Below are 23,379 nucleotides of genomic sequence, written 5' to 3'. Positions count from 1 at the left end.
CGGACCGCCAGGTCAATCCGCCGCGATACCCGCGAGCACCGTCCTGGCGATGGATTCGGCGCGGTCGCGCGGAAACGAACGGCCTTCGCCGAGGATGGCGTAGACGATGCCGCCGACGATCGCGTCGGACGCGTTCTGTGCCGCCTCGGCGCCGAAGCCGGCGGCCAGCAGCCGGTTGTGCACCGTGGCGTGTAGCGGCGCGCGGAAGCCGGCCTGCAGCCGGGCCGAGGTGTCGGGGTGTTCCACCCCGGCGATGGTGAGGATGCACAGCATGGCGTTGCCACGCATCGTCGTCAGGGCAGCGGCCAGATTCACCGCCCACGCGCAGACGTCGGCGGTGAGGTCGTCGGTCGCCACGATCGGGCGCAGGATCTTGTCGGCGTCCTCCAGGATCACGTCGGCGACCAGTGCGTGCCGGCTCGGCCACCAGCGGTAGATGGTCTGTTTTCCGACCCCCGCGCGGGCGGCGACCGCCTCGATGGTGAGCTTGTCGAAACCGCCTTCCAGCAGCAGATTCCTGGTCGCGGCGACGATCGCCATCCGGGACTTCTCGCTGCGCCGGCGCGGCACGCCGACCCCGGCCGGATCGGGCTTTACACGCTGGGCCATCGCCCGTAGCCTGCCACAAGACGAGACGTTGCGTCTCGTTTGTCGGCATCGGAGGGTCAGCGCGCAATGGCGGGAACGAAGCTGGTGATCGGCGCCAGCGGCTTTCTCGGGTCGCATGTCACCCGGCAGCTCGTCGAGCGGGGTGAGCCCGATGTGCGCGTGCTGATCCGCACCACCAGCTCGACCCGGGGCATCGACGGTCTGCCGGTGGACATCCGCTACGGCGACATCTTCGACACCGACGCGCTGCGGTCTGCAATGGCCGGCTGCGACGTCGTCTACTACTGCGTGGTCGATGCCCGCCCCTGGCTTCGCGACCCCCGCCCGATGTGGCGTACCAACGTCGACGGGCTGCGCAACGTTCTCGACGTCGCCGCCGCGCAACAGCTGTACCGCTTCGTGTTCACCAGTTCGATCGGGACGATAGGGCTGGTGCACGGCGGGCTCGCCGACGAGGGCACCGCCCACAACTGGCTCGACCGCGGCGGCGACTACATCCGTTCCCGGGTGGCGGCCGAGGAGATGGTCATGCGGTACTGCGCCGACCGCGGCCTGCCCGGCGTGGCCATGTGCGTGGCCAACACCTATGGCCCCGGCGACTTCCTGCCCACCCCGCACGGCGGCATGCTGGCCGCCGCGGTTCGGGGCAGGCTGCCGTTCTTCATCGACGGCTACGACGCCGAGGTGGTCGGCATCGAGGACGCCGCGCTCGCGCTGATCCTGGCGGGCGAGCGGGGCCGGGTCGGCGAACGCTACATCGTCTCCGAGCGGTTCATGCCCACCCGCGAGGTCCACGAGATCGGTTGTCGTGCCGTCGGTGTCGCACCGCCGCGGTGGGGTGTCCCGATCCGCGCGATGTCGCTCGCCGGGTATCTGAGCAGCGCCGTGGCCCGGGTGCGTGGCCGGGACACCATGCTCACGCCGCTCAACATCCGGCTGATGCACATCATGACGCCGCTCGATCACACCAAGGCGATGCGCGAACTCGGCTGGCGGCCGCGACCGATTTCGGAGGCGATCGAACGGGCCGCCCGGTTCTTCACCGGCGCAGACCGCGGTGTGGTGACAACGGTGCAGGAGAGCGAATGACCCTGGGGCTCAACCCGGAACAGCAGCAACTGGCCGAGGCGGTCGCGCAGTTCGCGGCCCGGCACGCCCCGATCGAGAAGACCCGTGCGACATTCGATGCGCTGGGCGCCGGCGACCTGCCTCAGTGGTGGGACGAGTTCGTCGTCAACGGTTTTCACGCGGTACACCTGCCCGAGAGCGTCGGGGGCCAGGGTGGCACCCTGATGGACTGCGCCGCTGTTCTCGAGGCCGCCGCTACGGCCCTGCTGCCCGGGCCGTTGCTGCCGACCGTGATCGCCGGGGCGGTCGGGTCGCTCGCACCCGATTCCCCGGCGGCCGGCGGCCTGCTGAGCCGGCTCGCCGAGGGTGCCCCGGCGGCGGTCGTCCCGCCCGGCGACGCACTGCACGCCGTCCCGACCCCCGGTGGCTGGTCGGTCAGCGGGACCGCGGACCCGGCCCTGGGGGCCTGCTCGGCGCGGGTGCTGGTGGTGGCCGCGCGTGCCGGGGAACGGACCCTCTGGTTCGCGCTGGACCCGTCGCGCCCAGGGGCCGGGGTGGAGGCGCTGGACGGGACCGACAAGACCGTCGACGTCGGTGTGCTGCGCCTGGACGACTATGTCTGCGAACAGGATTCGGTGCTTGCCGAAATCGACGACGAGCGTGCCCGGTGCCTGGCGGTGGCGCTGACCGCCAGCGCCACCTCGGGAATCATCCGCTGGTGCGTCGACGCGGTGACCGCGCACCTGCGCACCCGCGAGCAGTTCGGCCGGCCGATCGGTACGTTCCAGGCGCTGCAGCACCGGGCGGCGACACTGCTGGTGGACAGCGAACTGGCGACATCGGCGGCCTGGGACGCGGTGCGGGCAACCTCGGAAAACCTTGTCCAGAGCCGGATCGCGGCCGCGGGTGCCGCGCTGATCGCGGTGAGTCCGGCACCGGAACTGGTACTCGACGCCCTCACCATGTTCGGCGCGATCGGCTTCACCTGGGAGCACGATCTGCACCTGTACTGGCGCAAGGCCACCAGCCTGGCCGCCTCGATCGGCCCGGCCGAGCGCTTCGCACGGTCCCTGGGCGAGCTCACCCGCACCGAGAGCCGGGACGTCTCGGTCAAGCTGGGCGATCTGGACGCGGAGTTCCGGCGGATGGTGGCCGCCGTGCTTGACGAGGCGGGCACGTTGCACAACGACGGGCCGGGCAGGCAGGGCGACCATCCGAATCTCGCCACCGGGCCGCAACGCACGCGCATCGCCGAGGCGGGCCTGATCGCGCCACACTGGCCCCCGCCGTGGGGACTGGGCGCCACCCAGCTGCAGCAGCTCATCATCGACGAGGAGTTCGCCAAGCGCCCCGACCTGGTCCGGCCGTCGCTCGGCATCGCCGAGTGGATTCTGCCGACGCTGATCTCTGCGGCGCCCGAACACCTGAAGCAGCGGTTGATCCCGCCGACGCAACGCGGCGAACTCGTCTGGTGCCAGTTGTTCAGCGAACCCGGCGCCGGATCCGACCTGGCGTCGTTGACGTGCAGGGCGACCAGGGTCGACGGCGGCTGGCGGATCAACGGGCACAAGATCTGGACCTCCTCGGCACACAACGCCGACTTCGGTGCCCTGCTCGCCCGCACCGATCCCGGCGTCGCCAAACATCGCGGCATCGGCTATTTCATCGTGGACATGCGCTCGGCGGGCATCGACGTGCAGCCGATCCGCTGGGTCAACGGCGAGGCACACTTCAACGAGGTGTTCCTCACCGACGTGTTCGTGCCCGACGAGATGCTGATGGGCGAACCCACCGACGGATGGAGCCTGGCGATCGCAACCATGGCCCAGGAACGGGTCGCGATCAGCGGCTACGTCAACTCCGACCGGGCCGGCATCCTGCGGCGGTTGGCCATCGACGGCGGACCCGACGGCGACAGGGTGCTGACCGAGCTGGGTCGGGTCGACGCCTATGCCAATGCGATCAAGGTGCTGGCGGTGCGCGAGGTCATCCGGTTGCTCGACGGGCAGGCTGCCGGCCCGGCGTCGAGCATCGCCAAGGTGGCGATGAACGTCCTGCTGCGCCGCATCTCCGAGGCCACCCTGCAGCTCACCGCGCCCGCGGCGATGGTCGAAACGACTGCCGAGGGCCGGCTGCCGGTGGTCGAGCAGTATTTCCACCTGCCTGCCGAATTGATCGGCGGCGGCACCAAGGAGATCCAGCTCAACATCATCGCGCAGATGATCCTCGGACTGCCCCGTAGTTGATTTCGCCTGCCGCGTCACCGGTCGGCCGATCGCTGAGGCTTCCGGCGGCGGCCCGCACCCGGCGACCGACCGCCTGGATCTGGCGGGCGGACTGCCGGCGCAGCGGGTGCACGGCGAGGATCAGTGATGCGCGTCCCCGGTCATCGATCACCGGCGCGGCGATGGTGGCAACCGGCTGTGCTCTCCTGGCGGGATCGTCATCGGACAATGACCCGACCGCGGTGCATTCCACCAGAAGCCGGTCCATGATCCCGGCAATCTGAGCGGGAACCCCGTCCCGCTGCAGCGTGACCACGAGGGCAGCTGTTTGAGCCATCGCCGGTGTGGTCCAGTCGACGTCGAAGCCCCGGTCGCGAGTGCGTTGCAGGACGTTCTCGAGCCGCGCCAGGAGCTCCGGATCGGCGGCCGCGCGCCGCAGCCAGATGTCGCGCCCCGCCGGGGAATCCCACGCGGCCAGCGCAACACCGAACGGCGGCGCGTACGGGATGCGGTCCCCTGGACCGAGGGCGGGGGTGGAGTCGTCGGCACTGACATGTGCAGCGACTATCAACGAATCGTCGACCCGCTCGAGAACCGAGGTGGCGAACCCGGTTTCGGTGTGTAGCCGCTGCGCGGCGGTGCGGGCCGCGGCGAGCAGCGGGTTGGCGTTCTCGGCGCGCAGGCCGACCGCGGCCAGCGCCGGTCCGAGCGAGTACGTCTTGGTCGCCGGGTCGCGGCCGACCCAGCCGCGTTCGCTCAGCGTGGACAGGATCGCGTGGGTGGTGGCCTGTGTCGCACCGAGTTCGGAAACGATGTCCGAGAAGCGCAGATCCCGATGACCGGGCCGGGCCAGCAGCTCGATGATGTCGACCACCCGGGCGGTCGGTGCCGAGCCAGCCATCCCTTGACCCTCCCTCGAGGCGTTCCTATAGTGACGACAAACTATCGAGAAAAGCTATCGAATATTCGAGAATATGCCACGACAACATCAAGGAGTGCAACGATGCGCGCCGTTGTGCTGAGGAAGGGGCGCCTGGAGGTCGGGGAGACCCCCGATCCGGTACCGGGCCATGGCGAGCTGCTTCTCAAGACGCTGAGCACCGCGATCTGCGCCTCCGATGTGCACTTCATGGATCACCCCGAGATGGCAGTCGACGATCCCACCGGACGCTCGCTCTACGACCCGGAACGAGACATCGTGCTGGGCCACGAGTTCGTCGGTGAGGTTGTCGGCCACGGGCCGGGTTGTACGGACCGATTTGCGGTCGGGACCCGGGCTACCTCCATTCCGATCCGCCTGGTCAACGGCGGTGCCGATGGCACCCGAATCATCGGCCAGCACCCCGATGCCCAGGGCAGCTTCGCGGAGCTCGTCGTCATCGCCGAAGCCGTCGCCACTCCCGTTGCCGATCAGGTGCCCAATGACGCTGCCGCACTGGTCGATGCCTTCGCCGTCGGGGAGTTCTACGTCCGGTCGGCCGGCCTGCAGGCCGGCGAGATACCCCTGGTGGTCGGGGCGGGTGCAATCGGGCTGTCGGCCGTGGCCGCGCTCGCCGCCCGCGGTGTCGAGCCGATCATCGTGTCCGACTACAACGCCGAACGCCGCCGGTTGGCCGAGTGGTTCGGCGCGCACATCGCCGTCGATCCAGGCGAGAGGTCGCCGTTCGACGTCTGGCGGGAGGTGCGTGCGGCGCGCGGCCGGTGGGGGCCGCTGGTGGTGTTCGAATGTGTCGGCGCCGCCGGGCTGATCCAACGGCTCGTCGACGAGGCGGACATGGCGACCCGGATCTATTGTGCCGGAGGCTGGTACACCGGCGATACGCTCGATATCACTGCGGCGACCCGCGCCGGGGTGACCATCCAATTCGGCGGCGGTCCGATGCCCCAGGACTGGTACGGAACCCTCGACGCGATCGCCGACGGGCGCCTCGACCCCTTGCCGAGCGTGGGCAGGATCATCACGCTCGACGAGGTCCCCGACGCGATGGAACTCGCTCGCAGGTCCGACGGCCCGCCCCGGATCGTCGTCCACCCACAGGCCCCCGCAGGGGCCGGCAACGGAGGTTCAGCCACATGACCGCCGACCAGCAGGAAATCCGTGATGTCCAGGTGCGTTACGCGACCGGGATCGACCGGCGTGACTGGCCGCTGTTTCGCACCGTGTTCACCGGCGACTGCACCGTGGATTACGGCGAGATCGGGTCCTGGCAGGGCGTCGACGCCGTCGTCGACTTCATGGTGGCCGCCCACGAGATGGCGGGCCACACACTGCACCGGATCACCAATCAGGCGGTCAGGGTCGACGGCGACACGGCGACGGCCCGCGCCTACGTTGACGCGCTGATCATGGCCCAGGACAACAGCTCCGGTGTCAACGCCGCTGGTTTCTACGACGACGAGCTGGTTCGAGCCGACGGGCGGTGGCGGATCAGCCGGCGACGGTTCACCACCGTCCTGGTCCGGACTGTGAGCGCGTCATGAGCTTCGTCGACAGGTACGGCCCGTGGGCATTGGTCGCCGGCGCGTCCGACGGGGTGGGCGCGGTGTTCGCCGAGGGGTTGGCCGAGCGCGGCGTGAACGTGGTGCTGCTGGCCCGGAGGGGCGAGGTGCTGCGCGAGGTGGCGGCCGGCATCGAGGAACGCACCGGTGCCCGGACGCGCTGTCTGGCAGTCGATCTGGCGGAGCCGGACGCGGTGGACATCGTCACCGAACACACCGCGGGCCTGGACGTCGGGATGGTCGTGTACTGCGCCGGCGCCGACCCGGAATTTCGGCCGTTCCTGTCGCAACCGATCGAGTCCGCCGAGAAGATGGTGCAGCGCAACTGCCTCGTCCCGATGCGCCTGTGCCACCATTTCGCGCCAGCAATGGTGGCACGCGGCCGCGGCGGCATCGTCTTGTTCGGGTCGGGGGCGGGTTTCGCCGGCGGCCCCAACATGGTGGCCTACAGCGCGACCAAGGCGTTCGACATGGTCTTCGCCGAGGCGCTGTGGGCCGAACTGCACGACAGCGGTGTCGACGTGTTGGGCCTGATCCTCGGTAAGACCGACACCCCCGCGCTGCGGCGTCTTGAGCACGCGCGCGGCCAGATCGCGTCACCGGACGAGCGCCCCGCCGACACCGCCACCGCCACCGAGGTGGTCGGGGAGGCGTTCGACAATCTCGCCAACGGCCCGACCTGGATCGTCGGGGAGAATACGCGCGCGGCCGCCCAGATGATGGGGTCGGTGTCGCGCAACGACGCCGTCCGATTCATCAAACAGGCCATCGAGACAGCCATGGGCCCCGGCTGATCAAGGAATCGGGTGCGCCTCAGCCGATCCGCACCCGGTGGGGACGAACAGCGCGGTGACCACCGAGCGGCCTCGAAGCATTTCCCACCCCTCGGGCTTCCACTGTGCGCGTTCGGCCTCTTCGGCAAGGCCGAACGCGGCGCCGGAGCACAGCGCCCTGCCGCCGAAGTCCTTGGCACGATCGGCCAGTCGCGCCGCCTCGTTCACGGCATCCCCGACCACGGTGTACTCATATCGGTTCTCGGCGCCGATATTGCCGGCGAAGACCGGACCGGCGGAAACGCCGATACCGAAATCGACCGGAAGGCTGCGCAATTCGTTGGCCAATGTGCGAGCGGTGGCGAGCGCGGCCGAGGGGGGATCGGCGATGCGCAGCGGAGCGCCGAACACCGCGAGCGCCGCGTCACCCTGGAACTTGTTCACCAGGCCGTGCCGTGCGTCCACCTCGGCGACCACGATGCGGAAGAAGTCGTTGAGCCACTCGGCCACCTCATGTGGTTCGTGGTCGATGGTCAGCCGTGTGAAACCCACCAGGTCGATGAACAGCACCGCGACATCGCGTTCGTCGCCGGACAGCGACGAGTCCGCGGTGACGGCTCGGCGGGCGACCTCCTCGCCGACGTGGCGTCCGAACAGCTCGCGCAACCGGTCTCGTTCCCGCAGGCCCGCCACCATCCGGTTGAATCCGCTTTGCAGCTGCCCGATTTCGGACCACTCGTAGACGTCGATGGACTGGTCGATCTGGCCCTTCTCGACGGCGGCCATCGCGTTGACCACCTCTTCGAGGGGATCTGAGATCGATATCGACAGCACCATCGTGGCCCGAAACCCGAGCACGACGGCCACCATCGCCAGTACCAGGAGCGCGAGCTCGATCGAGGTGTTCTGGTCGAGCAGCCAGTTGTTGTTGCGCATGACGACCAGGAGGGCGATCGCGCACCCCGGCAACGCCGTGCACACGACCCACATGAGCAGCAGCCGGGCCCGCACTCCGGGCGCATGTGGCCGTTTCACGTCGACCGGCACGGCCGCCAACAGCGGTCGCAGCGTGCGCAACGTGAGCAGGAAGCCGGTGGACACCGTGGCGATCGCGCCGAACAGCAGCGCCGAGATGATGACCACGAAAGCTTCGATGCTAGAGTCGAAGGTGAGCGGCCCGATCACCGCGGAGGTGATCAACCACGGCGCGACGGTGATCACGCTCTGCCATCGCATCATGTTCGCCGCGGCGCGCACCTGTCTGGGTGTCGGCGTCGCACCGGCGGCCAGCCAGCGCAGCGACGGCCTGATGAGCGCCACCGCGCCCCCGGCGACGGTGCTGGTGCCGAGTGCTCCGACGAGCGAGAGCGCGATGACGCTACCGGTGGTGATGGCGGAGGGGCCGACCAGCGCCAGCACGATCGCGACCACCTCGGCTAGCGTGAACAGGTAGGCCGTGGTGAGGCCGCCGGCATACCTGAACAGCAGGCGGTGTGGCCTCACTCGCCGACGGTATCAGTCGCTGGCGGGCAGCGGCTTGGCTTCCTTGAGCGCCAACGGGGTCGACCCGATCGACAGGGTGCCCGCGCCGGCCTTGGTGACGAGCACCTCGGCTCCGCCGTCGTCGACGTAGCGCTTACCCATCAGGTTGCCGTCGGAGAGCGCCGCGTCGATCGACAGGCCGGAATCCACGGCTGAGCCTTCCGAGCCGATCGGCACCATCGGCGCACCGCCGGCCCGCAGATCGTCGAGGCTGTCGGCACTGCGCACGACGATCACCTGGGTGTCGCAGACCTGGCTCTGCAGGCGGGTGCCGTTCTTGATCATGCTGGCTCCTTCGACTGAGCATTGAGTTCGTTGACGAGTTCGCGGCGCAGCACCTTGCCCGTCGCGTTGGTGGGTAGTTCATCGCGGAACACCACCCGGTCGGGCGTGCGGGATCCGCGCAAGTGGGCACGGACGTGCGCGCGGAGGTTCTCGACATCGGGGTCCGATCCCGGCTGCGGCACGACGACCGCGACGATGATCTGCCCCCACTCGGCGTCGTCGGCACCCACCACCGCGCAGTCGCGTACGTCCGGATGCTCGACGAGGACGTCCTCGATCTCGGCGGGCGCGATGTTCTCGCCGCCCCGGATGATCGTGTCATCGGAGCGTCCGCCGATGAACAGATAGCCGGCGCCGTCGAGGTAGGCCACGTCCTTGGTCGGGAACCAGCCCTGCTCGTCGAGCACCGAACCGATGTCGGTGTACTTGCCCGACACCTGCTCGCCGCGCACGAACAGCTCACCGGGCTCGCCCGGGCCCAGCACGGTGCCGTCGTCGGCGCGGATCTCGACCTCGATCCCAGGAACGGGCTGGCCGACCGAGCCGAGCCGGCGGGCGGCCGCGTCGTCGGTGGCGGCCAGCGCGGCGCGGTGGTCCTCGGGGCCCAGCACGGCGATCGTCGAGCTGGTCTCGGTCAGGCCGTAGGCGTTGACGAACCCGACGCCGGGCAGCAGCGACAGCGCCTTGCGCACCAGCGGCAGCGCGACCTTGGAACCGCCGTAGGCCAGCGTGCGCAGCGTCGGCAGCGTGGTGCCCTGTGCTTCGAGCACCGCCACGATGCGGTCGAGCATCGTCGGGACCACCGTGGCCGAGGTGACGCCCTCATCGGCTACCAGGCGCACCCACTTCCCGGCGTCGAAGTAGGTCAGGTACACCATCTTCCGGCCGGCATACAGGTTCGACAGCGCGGCGCTGACGCCGGCGATGTGGTACGGCGGCACGCAGATGAGTGCGGCGTCGCCTGGCTCGGCGGACGCGAACTCGACGGTGCCCGTGATGTAGCTGGTCAGGTTGGCGTGGCTCAGTTCGACGGCCTTGGGCTTCGAGGTCGTGCCGGAGGTGAACAGCACCACCGCCACGGAGTCCGGGTCGGCGAACTCCGCGGCCGGTTCGGCGGTGCGGGCCGCGGCCAGGAACTCCTCCGAACCCATGGTCCGGTATCCGTCGCCGACCGCCTCGCGGTACTCCTCGTCGACGACGACCAGCGGGTCGGGGAGACGGTCGAGCAGCGCGCGCAGGCCCTCGGCCGACAGCCGGTAGTTCAGCGGGGTGACCGGCACCGCGGCGCGAGCCGACGCGAACAGCAGCAGCGGCAGCATCGCGCCGCCGGTTCCCACGTAGGCCACGTGGGCGGCGCCGGACGCCGCGATGACGCCCGCGCCCCCGTCGGCCATCGCGCTCAGTTCCCCGGTGGTGAGCCGAAGGTCGTCGGAGACCACGGCGGTCCTGTCGGGGTCGGCCGACAGCGCCATCTCCAGCAGCAGCGAAATACTCATGACTTGTCCACGAAGATATCCCACAGCGGGTCGTCGCCGCCGCCGTAGGGGGACAGGTCGTTGACACCGGCGGCGGTGAGGACGTCGGCGTCGATGAAGCACTCGCCGTTGACCTCGGCGGAGGGCCTGCTCAGGATCTGCACCGCGGCGTCGGCCATGATCTCGGGGCTGCGTGACGCGGCGGCCAGCGCGTCGCCGTCGGCCAGGTTGGCGACCGCCGACGTGGCGATGTAGGTCTGCGGCCAGAGGCAGCTGAACCCGATGCCGGCGTCGCGGTACTCGCTGGCCCAGCCCAGGCTCAACAGCGTCATGCCGTACTTGGAGAGCGTGTAGGACGGGTGCGCGCCAAGCCAGTAGGGGTTCATGTTCAGCGGCGGCGAGATGGTCATCACCTGTGCGGAGGATGACTTGCGCAGGTGCGGCAGCGCGGCCTTGGTGAGCAGGAAGGTCCCACGGACGTTGATGTCCATCATCAGGTCGAACTTCTTGGCGGACAGGTCCTCGGTGGGCTCCGTGGCGATCGCGCTGGCGTTGTTGACCACGATGTCGATGCCACCGAAGTGCTCGACCGCGGTGTGGACGGCGCGTGCGACGTCCTCCTCCTTGCGGACGTCGCCGACCACCGCGACCCCGCGACCGCCGGCGGCCTCGATCTCGGCGACCGCGGTGTGCACGGTGCCCGGCAGTTTCGGGTGTGGCTCGGCCGTTTTGGCCAGCAGCACGACGTTGGCGCCGCGACGGGCGGCGCCGAGTGCGATGGCAAGGCCGATCCCGCGGCTGCCGCCCGACACCACCATGGTGCGGTCGGTGAACTGCGCCTCGCCTGGATCGGTGAGTTTTTCGGACAACGGAGCCTCCTCGCTGCGGCGCCAGATAGTGGCGTTCTCATTTTAGGCGAATCCCATAATCGCTGTGTACCGGGGTTTCGGCCAGGCCCGGACAGCCTCGGCACCCACTGCTGCGTGCGGCTTTCCCCGAAGCGGTATTGGCATTCTCATTTTTTGCAAGTACGTTATCCGGTGATGACCGAGCCAGTACAGACCCCGTCGGGAATTCCGCTGGAACCCGTGTACGGACCGGCCGACCGCGCCGCCGATCCGCCTGCTCCGGGGACCTTCCCGTTCACGCGCGGCAACTTCGCATCCGGCTACCGGGGCAAGACCTGGACGTTTCGGCAGTACTCCGGGTTCGGGACCGCCGAGGAGTCCAACCGGCGCTACCGTTACCTGCTCGACCAGGGCGGCACCGGCTTGTCGGTGGCCCTGGACCTACCCACGCAGTGCGGGTACGACTCCGACGACCCCGAGTACGGCGAGGAGGTCGGCCGCGTCGGTGTGGCGGTCGACACACTGGCCGACGCCGAGATCCTGTTCGACGGCATCCCGCTGGACAAGATCAGCACCAGCTTCACGATCAACGGCACCGCGGCGATCCTGCTGGCGTTCTACGTCGCGGCCGCCGAGAAGAAGGGGGTGCCGAGGGAGAAGCTGACCGGCACCATCCAGAACGACATCCTCAAGGAGTACGCCTCCCGCGGGACGTGGATCTGGCCGCCGGAGCCCTCGCTGCGCCTGATCGCGGACACGATCGAGTTCTGCGCGGCCGAGGTGCCCAGGTTCAACGCGATCTCGGTGGCGGGTGCGCACTTCCGCGACGCCGGGGCCAACGCGGTGCAGGAGATGGCGTTCACCCTCGCCGACGGCGTCACCTACTGCGACACCGTGGTCGAGCGGGGCCGGATGACGATCGACAAGTTCGCACCCCAGATCTCGTTCTTCTTCTACACCCATGGCGACTTCTTCGAGGAGATCGCGAAGTACCGGGCGGGACGGCGGCGCTGGGCCACCATCGTGCGCGAGCGTTACGGTGCGACCACCGACAAGGCGTCGATGTTCCGGTTCGGCTGCGTGGCCGGCGGTGCGTCGCTGTACGCGCCGCAGGCGCAGAACAACCTGGTGCGCGTCGCCTACGAGTCGATGGCCGCCGTCCTGGGTGGGGTGCAGTCGATGTTCACCGCGGCCTGGGATGAACCGTTCGCGCTGCCCAGTGAGGAGTCGGCGACGTTGGCGCTGCGCACCCAGCAGATCCTGGCCTACGAGACCGGCGTGACGAAGGTGGCCGATCCGCTGGGCGGCTCCTACTTCGTCGAGGCGCTCACCGACGCCACCGAGGAGAAGATCATCGAGATCATGCACGATCTCGAGAACCACGGCGGCATGGTGCGCTGTATCGAGGACGGCTACCTACAGGGCCTGATCGCCGACGAGGCGTTCAAGATCCACCGGGAGGTCGAGTCAGGCGAGCGGCCGGTGGTCGGCGTCAACAGGTTCGTCACCGATGAACCCCCGCCGGAGATCGCCACCTACGAGCTCGATGCCGAGGGGCGCGATCTGCAGCTCAAGCGGCTGTCGAAGGTGAAGGCCGAACGCGACGACACGGCGGTCAAGGCCGCCCTGGCCGAGTTGGCGCGCGCCGCGGAAGGCGACGACAACCTGATGCACAAGCTGATCGACTGCGCCAACGCGTACTGCACCGTCGGCGAGATGGTCTCCACGCTGAAGTCGGTGTGGGGCGAGTTCCAGCAGCCGGTGGTGTTCTAGGTGCCGCGGATACCAGGAGCAGAACAGTTGCCGCGGACGCGAGGAGCAAAACAGTGAGTGTTCGGGTACTGGTCGCCAAACCCGGGCTGGACGGGCACGACCGGGGTGCCAAGATCGTCGCGCGCACGCTACGCGATGCCGGCTTCGAGGTCATCTACACCGGGATCCGCCAGCGCATCGAGGACATCGTGTCGATTGCGCTGCAGGAAGACGTTGCTTTGGTGGGTCTTTCGATACTGTCCGGCGCGCACGTCGCGCTGACGGCGCGCACCGTCGACGCGCTGCGCGCCGCCGGCGCCGGCGACATCGCCGTCGTCGTGGGTGGCACCATCCCACAGGGCGACGTGCAGAAACTGCTCGACGCCGGTGCGGCGGCGGTGTTCCCGACCGGGACCTCATTGGATGATCTGGTTCGTGATGTGCGTGAGCTGACCAAGGCGGCAGAGTGAGGCGTCGTTCGCCGAGCGTGCACTCAGCGCGAGATCATGGCCGGTTTCTCGCAGTGAATGCACGCTCGATGAACAAAGGGGAGTGGACATGCGTCTTGGCGTGATGATCGGTGCCGAGCGTGGCGACATGGCGCGCAAGGTCAACAAGCTGGTCGCCGACATCGAGTGGGCCGAGGAGGCGGGCCTGGACACGGCCTGGATGCCCCAGGTGCCCGACGATTTCGACTGCCTGACGATGGTGGCGCTGATGGCCGCGCACACCTCCAGGATCGAATTGGGCACCGCGGTCGTGCCGTTGCAGGCCCAGCACCCCATCGCGCTTGCCCGCCAGGCGCTTTCGGTCCACGCCATGTCGGCCGGACGGCTGGCGCTGGGGGTGGGCCCGTCGCACCACTGGATCGTCCGGGACATGCTGGGCCTGCCGTACGACAAACCGGCCGCCTACACCCGTGACTACCTCGAGGTGCTCAACGCCGCGATCGCCGGCCCCGGGCCGGTCGACGTGGAGAACGACACCTTCACCGTGCACAACCCGACCGCACTGGGCGCCCAGACCCCGATGCCGGTGCTGATCGCCGCACTGGGTCCGGTCATGTTGCAGATCGCCGGTGAACTCGCCGACGGCACCGTGTTGTGGATGGCCGACGAGAAGGCGATCGGCGACCACATCGCGCCGAAGATCAACAAGGCCGCCGCCGACGCGGGCCGCCCCGCGCCTCGCATCGTGGCCGGGATTCCGGTGTGCCTGTGTGCGAACTCCGAGATCGACGCGGCCAAGGAGCGGGCCAATCGCATCTTGGCAGAGGCCGAGACGTCGCCGAACTACCAGCGGCTTCTCGATCGCGGCGAGGCCCGCAACGTCGGCGATCTCTGCGCAGCCGGTGACGAAGACTCAATCCTGGCCCGCTTCAAGCAGTTCGCCGATGCCGGTGTGACCGATCTCTCGGTGCGGCTGTTGCCGATCGGGGAGACCCGCGATGAACTGGTGGCGTCGAAGTATCGCACCCGCGAGGTGATCGCCGAGCTTGCCAAGGCCGTGCGGTGAGCGCACCGGCAGGTCCCCTGGCGGGCATCCGGATCCTCGAGGTCGGGGTGATGCTGGCCGGGCCGTACGCCACGATGCTGCTGGCTGATCTCGGCGCCGAGGTGATCAAGATCGAGCCGCCCGGTGGGGAGATCTCCCGGCAGGTCAGCGACAGCTACTTCGCCAGCCTGAACCGCAACAAGCAGAGCGTTTGTCTGGATCTGCGGTCGGCCGAGGGCCGGCAGCGGTTGGGTGAACTGGTCGCCGAATCCCATGCGCTGCTGGTGAACATGAAGCCGTCCGCGATCAAGCGCCTCGGCCTGACCTACGAGTCGCTGCGCGAGTTCAACGAGGGCATCGTCTGTGTCGCGATGACCGGCTTCGGCCTCGACGGCGGCGACGACCCGGCGTTCGACTACGTGATCCAGGCCGCCACCGGGGTGGCCGCGATGACCGGTGATCCGGAGGGGCCGCCGACGCTGCCGGGGTACTCGTCGGCGGACAACTCCACCGGCCTCACCGCGGCGTTGGGGCTGCTGGCCCAGATCATCTCGGGCCGAGGGGGACAGGTCGACGTTTCGTTGCGGGACGTGATGCTCTCCCAGTTGAACTACCGCGCGGCCGCCTATCTCAACGACGGGGTGCAACCGCAGCGGTACCCGTTCGGGGCGCACTCGTACTACGTTCCGGCGCAGCTGTTCTCGACGGCCGACGGCTATCTCGCGCTGTTCATCACCCATGACGGCTTCTGGGCGGCATTCGCCGCAGAGGCCGGCATCGAGGGGTTCCCGACGATGGCAGAGCGCGCCGCGCGCCGCGACGAGGTGCTTTCCGTGGTCAGTGCGGCACTGTCGGCCGACACCGCGGCCGGCTGGGAGGACAGGTTGCGGCGGTTGGGCATTCCGGCGGCGGCGGTGCGCAGCCTGCCGGAGGCGCTGGCCGCCACGCCGGAGGTCGTGGTCACGGCCGGGGATTTCAAACTGGTGGGCAGTCCAATCCACATCGCGGGCTACCAGCCCAGCTACCGGGCCGCGCCGCGGCTCGACGAGCACGGGGCGGCCAGCGCCGCCCCGGTCGCTCACTCGTCGTAGGTCACCGTGACGTTGGGTGTGTCCGGGACGGCCTGGCAGGTGAGCACGTATCCTTCGGCGACCTCGTCCTCGGTCAGCGCGTCGTTGGCCCGCATCGTGGCGGTGCCCTCCCTGAGCAGGGCCATGCAGGTGCCGCAGTTGCCCGCCTCGCAGGAGAACGGTGGCGCCATTCCCGCGCGCCGCGCGCATTCCAGCAGGGTTTCGCCCGGCTGGGGCGCCACCGTCGCGGTCTTGCCGTCCAACTCGATGGTGATTTCACCCTGCGCGTCGGTCGTCTCTGTCACTACAGACCCCGATCCCGGAGTGTGTGGGGCGGCCATACAACCCTCTCTCGACATTGTCATTCTGATAATAGGAGAATACTATTCTCGCTGACAAACGGTAATCTTCTCGCAATCACTGCCCATCGTTATCACCGCTAGCTGGAAGGGGCGCGCGCGACGTGAGTGACCGCATGGCGCTCGCCTTCGAGGACCGCCAGTTCAGTCTGGCCGACCTGGATGCACTCGCCGCCGGTATGGCAGCCGAGCTGCAGCGGCGCGGCGTGCGCCGCGGTTCGCGCGTAGCGCTGATGTCGTCGAACCGGCCCGAGTTCGTCGTCGCCGTCCGCGCGATCTGGTCGCTGGGGGCGGCGGCGGTGCTGCTGAGCCCGGCCTGGAAGAGGACCGAGGTCGACCACGCGCTGACCCTGACCGCTCCGACCCATGCCGTCGGCGACCATCCGGTGCTCGCCGGGCTGATGCCGATGCTGCACCTCGACGAGGCGCCGGCGCCGGCGCAAGACACCTTCGCAGGGCCGGATCCCGCCGATGACGCGGTGCTGGTGTTCAGCTCGGGAACGACCGGTATGCCCAAGGCGGTTCGGCACACGCATGCCTCGCTGGCCGCTGCGGTGGGGCACTGGCGTGACGCGCTGGGGCTGACCGATGCAGACCGCATGCAGATCATGACCCCGCCGTCGCACATCCTGGGGCTGCTCAACATCGTCACCGCGCTCGACACCGGCGCGTGGATCCGGCTGCACCGACGCTTCGACATCGACTCGATGCTCGCCCACATCGCATCGGACCGCGTCACGGTCGAGATGGCGGTGGCGCCCATCGCGTTGGCGCTCTCGGCGCATCCCCGGCTGGAGGACCACGACCTGTCCTCGCTGCGCTACATCATGTGGTGCGCCACGCCGGTGACCCAGAGCGTCGCCGAGGCCGTGACCGCCCGCACCGGGGTGCGCTGGGTGACCGCCTACGGCGCCAGCGAGCTACCGGTGATCTCGTGCAACGACCTGGATCACCCACGGCTGGACACCGTCGGTCGCGCGGTGTCCGGGGTGAGCGTGCGGATCGTCTCGCTCGACACCGGCGAACCGGTCGGGCCGGACGCGGAGGGCGAGATCCAGGTGCGTTCCGATGCGGCGATGGCCGGGTACCTGCCCGACGAGTACACCGCCGGGGCGTTCGCCGACGGGTGGTACCGCACCGGTGACGTCGGCACCCTCGACGCCGACGGCTGGCTGCGCATCACCGACCGCGCCAAGGAGATGATCAAGGTCCGCGGATTCCAGGTGGCGCCCGCCGAGGTGGAGGCGGTGCTGCACGGGCACCCCGCCGTAGACGACTGCGCGGTGTTCGGGGTGCCCGCCGGCACCGATGGGGAGGCCATCGTCGCCGCGGTGACCGCTTCCGTCCCGGTGGACACCGACGAACTCGCCCAGTTGGTCGCCGACCGGCTGGCCTCGTACAAGCGGCCGAGCCGGGTGGTAGTCGTTTCCGAGATCCCGCGCCTGCCCTCCGGCAAGGTGCTCCGCCGAGTGCTGAAGGAGCGTCTGTGGACGTCCGTTTGACCGAAGAACAACAGCTGCTGAGTTCCGCCGCGGCGGACCTCGCCGACGACCTGGGACCGGGTTCGGTCGCCGAGCTCGGTGAGCAGGCGCGGCTGGCGCGGCTGGAGAAGGCCGTGGACGCCACGGGTTTCCGTACCCTGCGCTCCGACGGCGCGTCCGGCGTCGAGGTGGCGATCGTGGCTGGGGAGTTCGCCCGTGGCCTGGTCGACGTGCCCTACCTGGGGCCGGTGCTCGCCGACGACCTGGCCCGCCGCCTCGGCGGGCAGGTTCAGAGGAGTGATGCGGCACCGGCATCGGTCGACCTCACCGGAAGCCTGATCGGCGTTGTCGAGGCGCCCGCCGAGCTGGCGCAGCTCTCCGAGGAGGAGGCCGGTCGCTGGTATGCGCTCGCGCTGGCCGCCAGCACCGCCGACATCGTCGGGGCGGCACAGGGCACCCACGCGCTGGCCACCGAGTACGCCAAGGTCCGTGAGCAATACGGGTCGGCGATCGGGTCTTACCAGGCGGTCGGGCATCTGCTCGCCGAGAGCCTCGCGCTGATCGAGGGCTCGATCAGCGTGTCGCGGCACGCCGCGTGGGCGGTCGACGAACTGCCCGTGCAGGAAGCGATCGAGGCGGGCCGGGTAGCCAAGATCTACTGTGCGCGTGCGGCGATGACGGTGTGCGAGACGTCGATCCAGGTGCACGGCGGCATCGGCAACACCTGGGAATGCCTGGCACACATCTATCTGCGGCGGGTCCTCGCCGCCACCGAAACCTGGCCTGTCAAGCTGGAGGAGCTGACCATTGGACTTTCGTGATTCGCCAGACGAGGCCGCATTCCGGGAACGGTTGCGCGGCTGGCTGACCGAGCAGAAGGGTCGGTTCCCGACCTCGGGTGATGAGTACTGGGCCAAGCAGGGCGAATGGCACCAGGCGTTGTACGGAGCAGGGTTCTTCGGGACCTCGTGGCCCAAGGAATATGGCGGCCAGGATCTGCCGTCGGTCTACGACGTGATCGTCGACGAGGAGATCGCCAAGGCGGGTGCGCCCGCGCGGCCCAGCCTCGGTTACCTCGTCGTCGGCTTGAGCCATCACGGCAGCGAAGAACTGCGCCAGCGTTTCCTGCCCGGGATGATCAACGGCACCGAGCGCTGGTGCCAGGGCTTCTCGGAGCCGGGCGCCGGATCTGATCTGGCGTCGTTGACGACGACGGCCACTCCGAGCGACGACGATCCCGATGTTTACGTCATCAACGGGCACAAGATCTGGACCAGCTACTCCGATGTAGCGGACTGGTGCCTGGTGCTGGCACGCACCGACAAGGATGTGCCGAAGCACAAGGGCATCTCGGCATTCATCGTGAACATGCATCAACCCGGCATCGAGCAGTTCCCGCTGAAGATGATCAGCGGAGTGACCAAGGAGTTCGGTCAGGTGGTGTTCGACGGCGCCCGGGTGCCCGCGGCCAACATGATCGGCGCTCCCGGGGATGGTTGGAAGCTCGCGATGACCGTGGTGAGCCATGAGCGCGAGCCCTCGACCCTCGGTTTCTCGGCCAGGTACGGGAAGACGGTGCGGCAGATGGCTTCCCGGGTCGACGGTCCGCCGCCGCAGGAGTTGGCGTGGGCGTGGGTGCAGACCGAGATGTTGCGTCTGCACGTGCGCCGGCGGCTGTCCGAGCAGCTCGGCGGTATCAAGCACGGTCCGCAGGGCTCCCTGGACAAGCTGCTGATGACCTGGGTCGAGCAGTCGGTCGGTCACGCCGCGCTGGCTTCCGTCGGCACCGGCGACGAGGAGCTCTTCGGCGCCTACATGTACAGCCGGTCACAGAGCGTCATGGGCGGAACGTCGCAGATCCAGAAGAACATCATCGCCCAACGCATCCTCGGACTGGGAGGCTAGACATGTACGACATGCCCGATGAGATCGACGTCCAGGCCGATGGTGCGCTGCGCATCATCACCCTGAACCGGCCGGACGACCTCAATGCGGTCAACGACAACCTGCACGTGGGCCTGGCCCGAATCTGGGATGCGCTCAGCGAGGATGCGGGCGCGCGAGCGGCCGTGATCACCGGTGCGGGCCGGGCGTTCTCGGCCGGCGGTGACTTCAACTACCTCAACGAGTTGCGCAATGACGAAGCGCTGCGCCAGAAGACGATCAAGCACGGCCGCGACATAGTGATCGGCATGGTGCGGTGCCGGATCCCTGTCGTCGCCGCGGTCAACGGGCCGGCGGTCGGCCTGGGCTGCAGCCTGGCCGCGCTGTCCGACATCGTCTACATCGCCGAGAACGCGTTCTTCGCCGATCCGCATGTCTCCATCGGCCTGGTCGCCGCCGACGGTGGGCCCCTGGTGTGGGGGAGTCAGATCAGCCTGTTGCAGGCCAAGGAGTTCGCGCTGACCGGTGTGCGGATCAAAGCCCCGCGCGCTGTCGAGCTCGGGTTGGCCAACCACGTCGTCGCCGACCCGGTCACCGAGGCGATCGCGTGCGCGAAGAAGCTCCTCGAGCTTCCGCAGCAGGCTGTCGAGGCCACCAAGCGGCTGATGAACCTTCAGTTGGAGAAGTCGGTGATGGCCTCGCTGGACTACGCGAACCTGGCCGAGTACGTGTCCTTCGGCACGGCGGACTTCAACAAGATCGTCGACGGCCTGATCGCCAAGGGCTGAGCCGTTCCGGCCGTTCGGCGCGCGTGTCTGTGCGACCGCGCGCGGTGTGTCGCGTACGCAAGTGCGCGCTCGCCGCCGACGAAAGGGCGTGGATTGCCGGCGCCGGCGGCGTGTCTGCGTGCCTATGCGCGCTCGCGGTCAGAGGCGGTCAGAGGCTGAGGTCCTCTGAGCGCTGAATGGTGCCGGTGATCCCGCTGGCGTCCTGCTGGGCCAGAAACACCGCGGCGTTGGCCATCGCCTCGGGCGGCTCGACCATCTCGGGCGGGATCTGCATCCCGGCCCCGCCGGCCTGCCAGCCCTCGGTCAGCACCACCCGCGACGGGCTCAGGCAGTTGACCGCGATGTTGTCCGGTTTCAGATCGCTGGCCAACCCGAGATACAGCCGCTCGGCTGCGGCCTTGGACACCCAGTAGGCGTTCGCGCCCTGGTCGGTCATCGTGACACCGGTGGTCGTCACGGCGATCAACGAGCCGCCGCCGCGGGCGCGAACATGCGGGATCACGGCCTTGGTGACCAGGAAGACGCCCGTGGTGTTGACGTCGAGACACAGCTTCCAGCGCTTGAGCGGCGTGGTCTCGATGGGGCCCAGCCACATCACCCCGGCATTGGCGACCAGGATGTCGATGCCGCCGAACTCCTCGACCGTTGCGGCCACGGCGGTTTCGACGGACTCCTCGCTGGTGACGTCGCAGTTCACCGGCAGCGCGCGCCCGCCGGCTGCGGTGATGCCCGCGGCGACGGATCCGATGGTGCCGGGCAGCTTACCCGGCTGTTCGGTGCGTGCCGCCACCGCGACGGCCGCTCCGGCACCGGCCAGGGCGGCCGCGACGGTCGCGCCGATCCCGCGGCTGGCCCCGGCGACGAAGGCGACTTTGCCCGCCAGCGGCCCACTCACCTCGGCGGGAACCGCAGCGCCCCGTCGAGGCGGATGATCTCGCCGTTGAGGTAGTCGTTCTCGATGATGCTCTGGGCGAGTTGTGCGTACTCCGTCGAGCGGCCCATCCGCTTGGGGAACGGCACCTGCGGAGCCCAGTACTGCTCGAGCTGATCGGCGGCTTTGCCGTAGGCCGGGGTGTTGATCGTGCCGGGGGCGATCGTGACCACGCGGATACCGAGTGGGGACAGATCGCGCGCCGCGACCAGGGTCATGCCCAGCACCCCGCCCTTGGCGGCCGCGTACGGCAGCTGGCCGATCTGCCCCTCGTAACCAGCGATCGATGCGGTGTTGATGATGACCCCGCGGGCGCCCTCGTCGAGCGGCTCGGTCTTCGCGATCGCCGCAGCCGACAGCCGCATGATGTTGAACACCGCGGTCAGGTAGAACTCGATGGTCGTCTTGAACCCGTCGAGGTCCAGCGGCGAGCCGTCCTTGCCGACGAGCCGGCCGCCGCTGGCCGGGCCGCCGTGGGTGTCGACGGAGATACGCAGCGGAGCAAGCGATTCGGCCTCGGCGATCGCCGCCTGGACAGACTCCTCGGACGTGGCGTCGGTCCGTACGTAATGCACCCCGAGTTCGGACTCGAGCGCCTTGCCCTTGTCATCGGCCATGTCGGCGACGACGACCTTGGCGCCTGCGTTGTGCAGGCGGCGGACGGTGGCCTCGCCCAGCCCGCCCGCGCCGCCGACGACCAGAGCCGAACTACCGGTGATCTGCATAGTGAATCCTCCTTGAAACGATCACTCTCAATCTTGGAGAATAGCATTCTCATGAAGGGAAGGAACCGTTCGCACTGAGGGAAATCGGCTGCGTACTCTGAGTCAGGTGACCATCGACGAGCTTTTCGCGGCAGCCGGCCGCGGCTCCGTACGCGCCACCGGTCGGCTGTTGAGCATGGTGGAGAGCCCGCGCCGCGACGAGGTGCTCGCGGTGTTGGGGGATGGGACACCGGCTGCCGTGGTCGGGATCACCGGTCCGCCCGGTGCCGGGAAGTCGACGACGGTGGGTGCGCTGGTCGGCGCCTACCGCGCTGTGGGCAGTCGGGTGGCGGTGCTGGCCGTCGACCCGTCTTCGCCGTACAGCGGCGGTGCGCTGCTCGGCGACCGGATCCGGATGGCTGCCCACATCAACGACCCCGACGTGTTGATCCGGTCGGTGGCGACCCGGGGTCACCTCGGCGGGCTGGCCGCCGCCGTGCCCGCCGCGATCAGGCTGCTCTCGGCGCTGTCCTATGACCGGGTCATCCTCGAGACCGTGGGCGTGGGGCAGTCCGAGATCGAGATCGCGGCGGTGGCCGATCCAACCGTGGTGATCCTCAACCCGGGCGCCGGCGATGCCGTCCAGGCCGCCAAGGCCGGGCTCTTGGAGGTCGCCGACATCGTCGCGGTGAACAAGGCCGATCGCGAGGGCGCGGACCAGACCGTGCGCGACCTCCGCGCCGAAACCGCCGCGCCGATCCTCAAACTCGTTGCCGCCCAAGGGGACGGCATCGCCGAACTGGTGGCGGCGATCGAGGCCCATCACCGCACGGACAACCCCGCCCGACGGGCCGCGCGGGCGCGCGCACAGATCCTGTCCCTGGCGCAGAGCCTGCTCCGCCAGCACCCCGATCTCGGGCGGTTGGCCGAAGCCGTCGCAGAGGGTCGCGACGATCCCTACACGGCGGCCGAGCGGCTCGTCGTCCCCACCGACTCCTGAGCCGGTAGATCCAGCATCCGTCGGGTCATCGCGTTCAGTTGCGAGCGCAGCGTGTCAGCGTCGAGGTCGGCGACCAGCGGATGCATGACCGCGACGCTGATCGCGCTCGACAGCATCGCCGCGTGGAAGCGCGCTTCGACCCCGGCTTCCGTGCCGAGCAGCGCGGCGTAGAGTCGCTCGATGAAGCGCTGAAAGGGTTCGTGTTCGGCCTGCAGCCGAATGATCACCGGATCGAACTGCAGCACGCTGACCACCCCTCGACGCTCGATGGCCTGGTCGATCATCCGCTGCAGCAGAACCTCGCGGGCCCGCACCGGGTGCCCTTCGGCCTCGGCGGCCTCCACCGCATCCTCCAGCGTGGCCATCTCCCGCTCGGTGATCGCGATGACGATCTCTTCCTTGGTCCTGAACTGGCGGTACACCGCGGCCTTGGTCACGTTCATCGCGTCGGCGATCATCTGCAACGAGGTCCCGCTGACACCGTGTTCGGCGATCAGCTTCAGGGCCGCGTCGAGGACCCGGGTCTGCGCCGCGGTGCGCTGGATCGCGCTGAACCTCGGTTGGGTCCTGGGTTGGGTCCTCGTCACAGCCG

Annotated in this window: 24 protein-coding genes; 14 read left to right on the top strand and 10 right to left on the bottom strand. The window is 68.9% G+C overall.

Translation table 11 applies throughout. The features are described from left to right. Positions 1–12: 12 nt before the first annotated feature. On the bottom strand, positions 13–609 hold the full coding sequence (locus JDV09_RS14710) for a TetR/AcrR family transcriptional regulator (protein ID WP_221369876.1): 597 nt from the start codon (positions 607–609) through the stop codon (positions 13–15). Between the two features lie 66 nt (positions 610–675). On the opposite strand from JDV09_RS14710, the gene JDV09_RS14705 reads away from it, so the two are divergent. Next, positions 676–1,698, top strand: a complete 1,023-nt coding sequence (locus JDV09_RS14705; RefSeq protein WP_221369875.1) for an NAD-dependent epimerase/dehydratase family protein — start codon at positions 676–678, stop codon at positions 1,696–1,698. Further along, positions 1,695–3,923 (top strand): acyl-CoA dehydrogenase family protein, encoded by a 2,229-nt coding sequence (locus JDV09_RS14700; protein WP_221369874.1) that lies wholly within the window; start codon positions 1,695–1,697, stop codon positions 3,921–3,923. Before JDV09_RS14705 ends, JDV09_RS14700 begins: the two co-directional genes overlap by 4 nt. Here the strand turns inward: JDV09_RS14700 and JDV09_RS14695 are convergent. After that, complete coding sequence (locus JDV09_RS14695; RefSeq protein ID WP_255605378.1) at positions 3,886–4,803, bottom strand: helix-turn-helix domain-containing protein; 918 nt, start codon at positions 4,801–4,803, stop codon at positions 3,886–3,888. The two genes, JDV09_RS14700 and JDV09_RS14695, sit on opposite strands and share 38 nt — an antisense overlap. Before the next feature lie 102 nt (positions 4,804–4,905). Between JDV09_RS14695 and JDV09_RS14690 the strand changes: the two genes are divergently transcribed. The 3 genes from JDV09_RS14690 to JDV09_RS14680 are packed head-to-tail and all read left to right on the top strand — an operon-like array spanning position 4,906 to position 7,195. Continuing rightward, positions 4,906–5,979, top strand: coding sequence for a zinc-binding dehydrogenase (locus JDV09_RS14690; protein ID WP_221369873.1), 1,074 nt, complete (start codon positions 4,906–4,908; stop codon positions 5,977–5,979). Beyond that, entirely contained in the window at positions 5,976–6,383 is a 408-nt protein-coding gene (locus JDV09_RS14685) for a nuclear transport factor 2 family protein (protein WP_221369872.1), read from the top strand. The genes JDV09_RS14690 and JDV09_RS14685 overlap by 4 nt, the downstream gene beginning before the upstream one ends. Next, a complete protein-coding gene (locus JDV09_RS14680) occupies positions 6,380–7,195 on the top strand; it encodes an SDR family NAD(P)-dependent oxidoreductase (protein ID WP_221369871.1) in 816 nt (271 codons plus the stop codon). Before JDV09_RS14685 ends, JDV09_RS14680 begins: the two co-directional genes overlap by 4 nt. On the opposite strand, the gene JDV09_RS14675 is transcribed toward JDV09_RS14680, so the two are convergent. The 4 genes from JDV09_RS14675 to JDV09_RS14660 are packed head-to-tail and all read right to left on the bottom strand — an operon-like array spanning position 7,196 to position 11,345. Continuing rightward, positions 7,196–8,677 (bottom strand): adenylate/guanylate cyclase domain-containing protein, encoded by a 1,482-nt coding sequence (locus tag JDV09_RS14675; protein ID WP_221369870.1) that lies wholly within the window; start codon positions 8,675–8,677, stop codon positions 7,196–7,198. 12 nt (positions 8,678–8,689) lie between these two features. Further along, positions 8,690–9,001: a hypothetical protein gene (locus tag JDV09_RS14670; protein WP_221369869.1), complete on the bottom strand. Its 312-nt coding sequence runs from the start codon at positions 8,999–9,001 to the stop codon at positions 8,690–8,692. Next, positions 8,998–10,497 carry a class I adenylate-forming enzyme family protein gene (locus JDV09_RS14665; protein ID WP_221369868.1) on the bottom strand — a complete coding sequence of 500 codons (1,500 nt, stop codon included), beginning with the start codon at positions 10,495–10,497 and terminating at the stop codon, positions 8,998–9,000. Before JDV09_RS14665 ends, JDV09_RS14670 begins: the two co-directional genes overlap by 4 nt. Beyond that, a complete protein-coding gene (locus tag JDV09_RS14660; RefSeq protein ID WP_255605377.1) occupies positions 10,494–11,345 on the bottom strand; it encodes an SDR family oxidoreductase in 852 nt (283 codons plus the stop codon). Before JDV09_RS14660 ends, JDV09_RS14665 begins: the two co-directional genes overlap by 4 nt. Positions 11,346–11,519: 174 nt before the next feature. Here JDV09_RS14660 and JDV09_RS14655 point away from each other — a divergent pair, with 174 nt between their 5' ends. From JDV09_RS14655 to JDV09_RS14640, 4 genes are all read left to right on the top strand, one after another. Then, complete coding sequence (locus JDV09_RS14655; RefSeq protein ID WP_221369867.1) at positions 11,520–13,097, top strand: methylmalonyl-CoA mutase family protein; 1,578 nt, start codon at positions 11,520–11,522, stop codon at positions 13,095–13,097. Between the two features lie 53 nt (positions 13,098–13,150). After that, positions 13,151–13,546, top strand: a complete 396-nt coding sequence (locus JDV09_RS14650) for a cobalamin B12-binding domain-containing protein (RefSeq protein WP_221369866.1) — start codon at positions 13,151–13,153, stop codon at positions 13,544–13,546. A gap of 88 nt (positions 13,547–13,634) precedes the next feature. After that, positions 13,635–14,591, top strand: a complete 957-nt coding sequence (locus JDV09_RS14645; RefSeq protein WP_221369865.1) for an LLM class F420-dependent oxidoreductase — start codon at positions 13,635–13,637, stop codon at positions 14,589–14,591. After that, positions 14,588–15,661 (top strand): CaiB/BaiF CoA transferase family protein, encoded by a 1,074-nt coding sequence (locus JDV09_RS14640; RefSeq protein ID WP_221369864.1) that lies wholly within the window; start codon positions 14,588–14,590, stop codon positions 15,659–15,661. Before JDV09_RS14645 ends, JDV09_RS14640 begins: the two co-directional genes overlap by 4 nt. On the opposite strand, the gene JDV09_RS14635 is transcribed toward JDV09_RS14640, so the two are convergent. After that, positions 15,649–15,981, bottom strand: coding sequence for a 2Fe-2S iron-sulfur cluster-binding protein (locus JDV09_RS14635; RefSeq protein WP_221369863.1), 333 nt, complete (start codon positions 15,979–15,981; stop codon positions 15,649–15,651). The two genes, JDV09_RS14640 and JDV09_RS14635, sit on opposite strands and share 13 nt — an antisense overlap. Positions 15,982–16,103: 122 nt before the next feature. On the opposite strand from JDV09_RS14635, the gene JDV09_RS14630 reads away from it, so the two are divergent. From JDV09_RS14630 to JDV09_RS14615, 4 genes are read left to right on the top strand one after another with little or no spacing between them, the layout of a single operon-like run. Further along, positions 16,104–17,501, top strand: a complete 1,398-nt coding sequence (locus tag JDV09_RS14630) for a class I adenylate-forming enzyme family protein (protein WP_221369862.1) — start codon at positions 16,104–16,106, stop codon at positions 17,499–17,501. Continuing rightward, entirely contained in the window at positions 17,486–18,301 is an 816-nt protein-coding gene (locus tag JDV09_RS14625; protein ID WP_221369861.1) for an acyl-CoA dehydrogenase family protein, read from the top strand. The genes JDV09_RS14630 and JDV09_RS14625 overlap by 16 nt, the downstream gene beginning before the upstream one ends. Further along, a complete protein-coding gene (locus tag JDV09_RS14620; protein WP_221369860.1) occupies positions 18,288–19,385 on the top strand; it encodes an acyl-CoA dehydrogenase family protein in 1,098 nt (365 codons plus the stop codon). The genes JDV09_RS14625 and JDV09_RS14620 overlap by 14 nt, the downstream gene beginning before the upstream one ends. A 2-nt stretch (positions 19,386–19,387) precedes the next feature. Then, a complete protein-coding gene (locus JDV09_RS14615) occupies positions 19,388–20,152 on the top strand; it encodes an enoyl-CoA hydratase/isomerase family protein (protein WP_221369859.1) in 765 nt (254 codons plus the stop codon). Between the two features lie 148 nt (positions 20,153–20,300). Here the strand turns inward: JDV09_RS14615 and JDV09_RS14610 are convergent, their stop codons facing one another. Further along, entirely contained in the window at positions 20,301–21,047 is a 747-nt protein-coding gene (locus JDV09_RS14610) for an SDR family oxidoreductase (protein ID WP_221369858.1), read from the bottom strand. Further along, on the bottom strand, positions 21,044–21,808 hold the full coding sequence (locus JDV09_RS14605; protein WP_221369857.1) for an SDR family NAD(P)-dependent oxidoreductase: 765 nt from the start codon (positions 21,806–21,808) through the stop codon (positions 21,044–21,046). Before JDV09_RS14605 ends, JDV09_RS14610 begins: the two co-directional genes overlap by 4 nt. 106 nt (positions 21,809–21,914) lie before the next feature. On the opposite strand from JDV09_RS14605, the gene JDV09_RS14600 reads away from it, so the two are divergent. Continuing rightward, positions 21,915–22,787 carry an ArgK/MeaB family GTPase gene (locus tag JDV09_RS14600; protein ID WP_221369856.1) on the top strand — a complete coding sequence of 291 codons (873 nt, stop codon included), beginning with the start codon at positions 21,915–21,917 and terminating at the stop codon, positions 22,785–22,787. Here the strand turns inward: JDV09_RS14600 and JDV09_RS14595 are convergent. Next, positions 22,745–23,374 carry a TetR/AcrR family transcriptional regulator gene (locus JDV09_RS14595; protein ID WP_221369855.1) on the bottom strand — a complete coding sequence of 210 codons (630 nt, stop codon included), beginning with the start codon at positions 23,372–23,374 and terminating at the stop codon, positions 22,745–22,747. The genes JDV09_RS14600 and JDV09_RS14595 overlap by 43 nt on opposite strands. Positions 23,375–23,379 lie beyond the last annotated feature (5 nt).

The organism is Mycolicibacterium xanthum (assembly GCF_019710635.1).
GTDB classification, from domain to species: Bacteria; Actinomycetota; Actinomycetes; order Mycobacteriales; family Mycobacteriaceae; genus Mycobacterium; species Mycobacterium xanthum.
The sequence above is the reverse complement of the archived record's forward strand: the minus strand, read 5'-3'. Positions and strand labels throughout refer to the sequence as shown.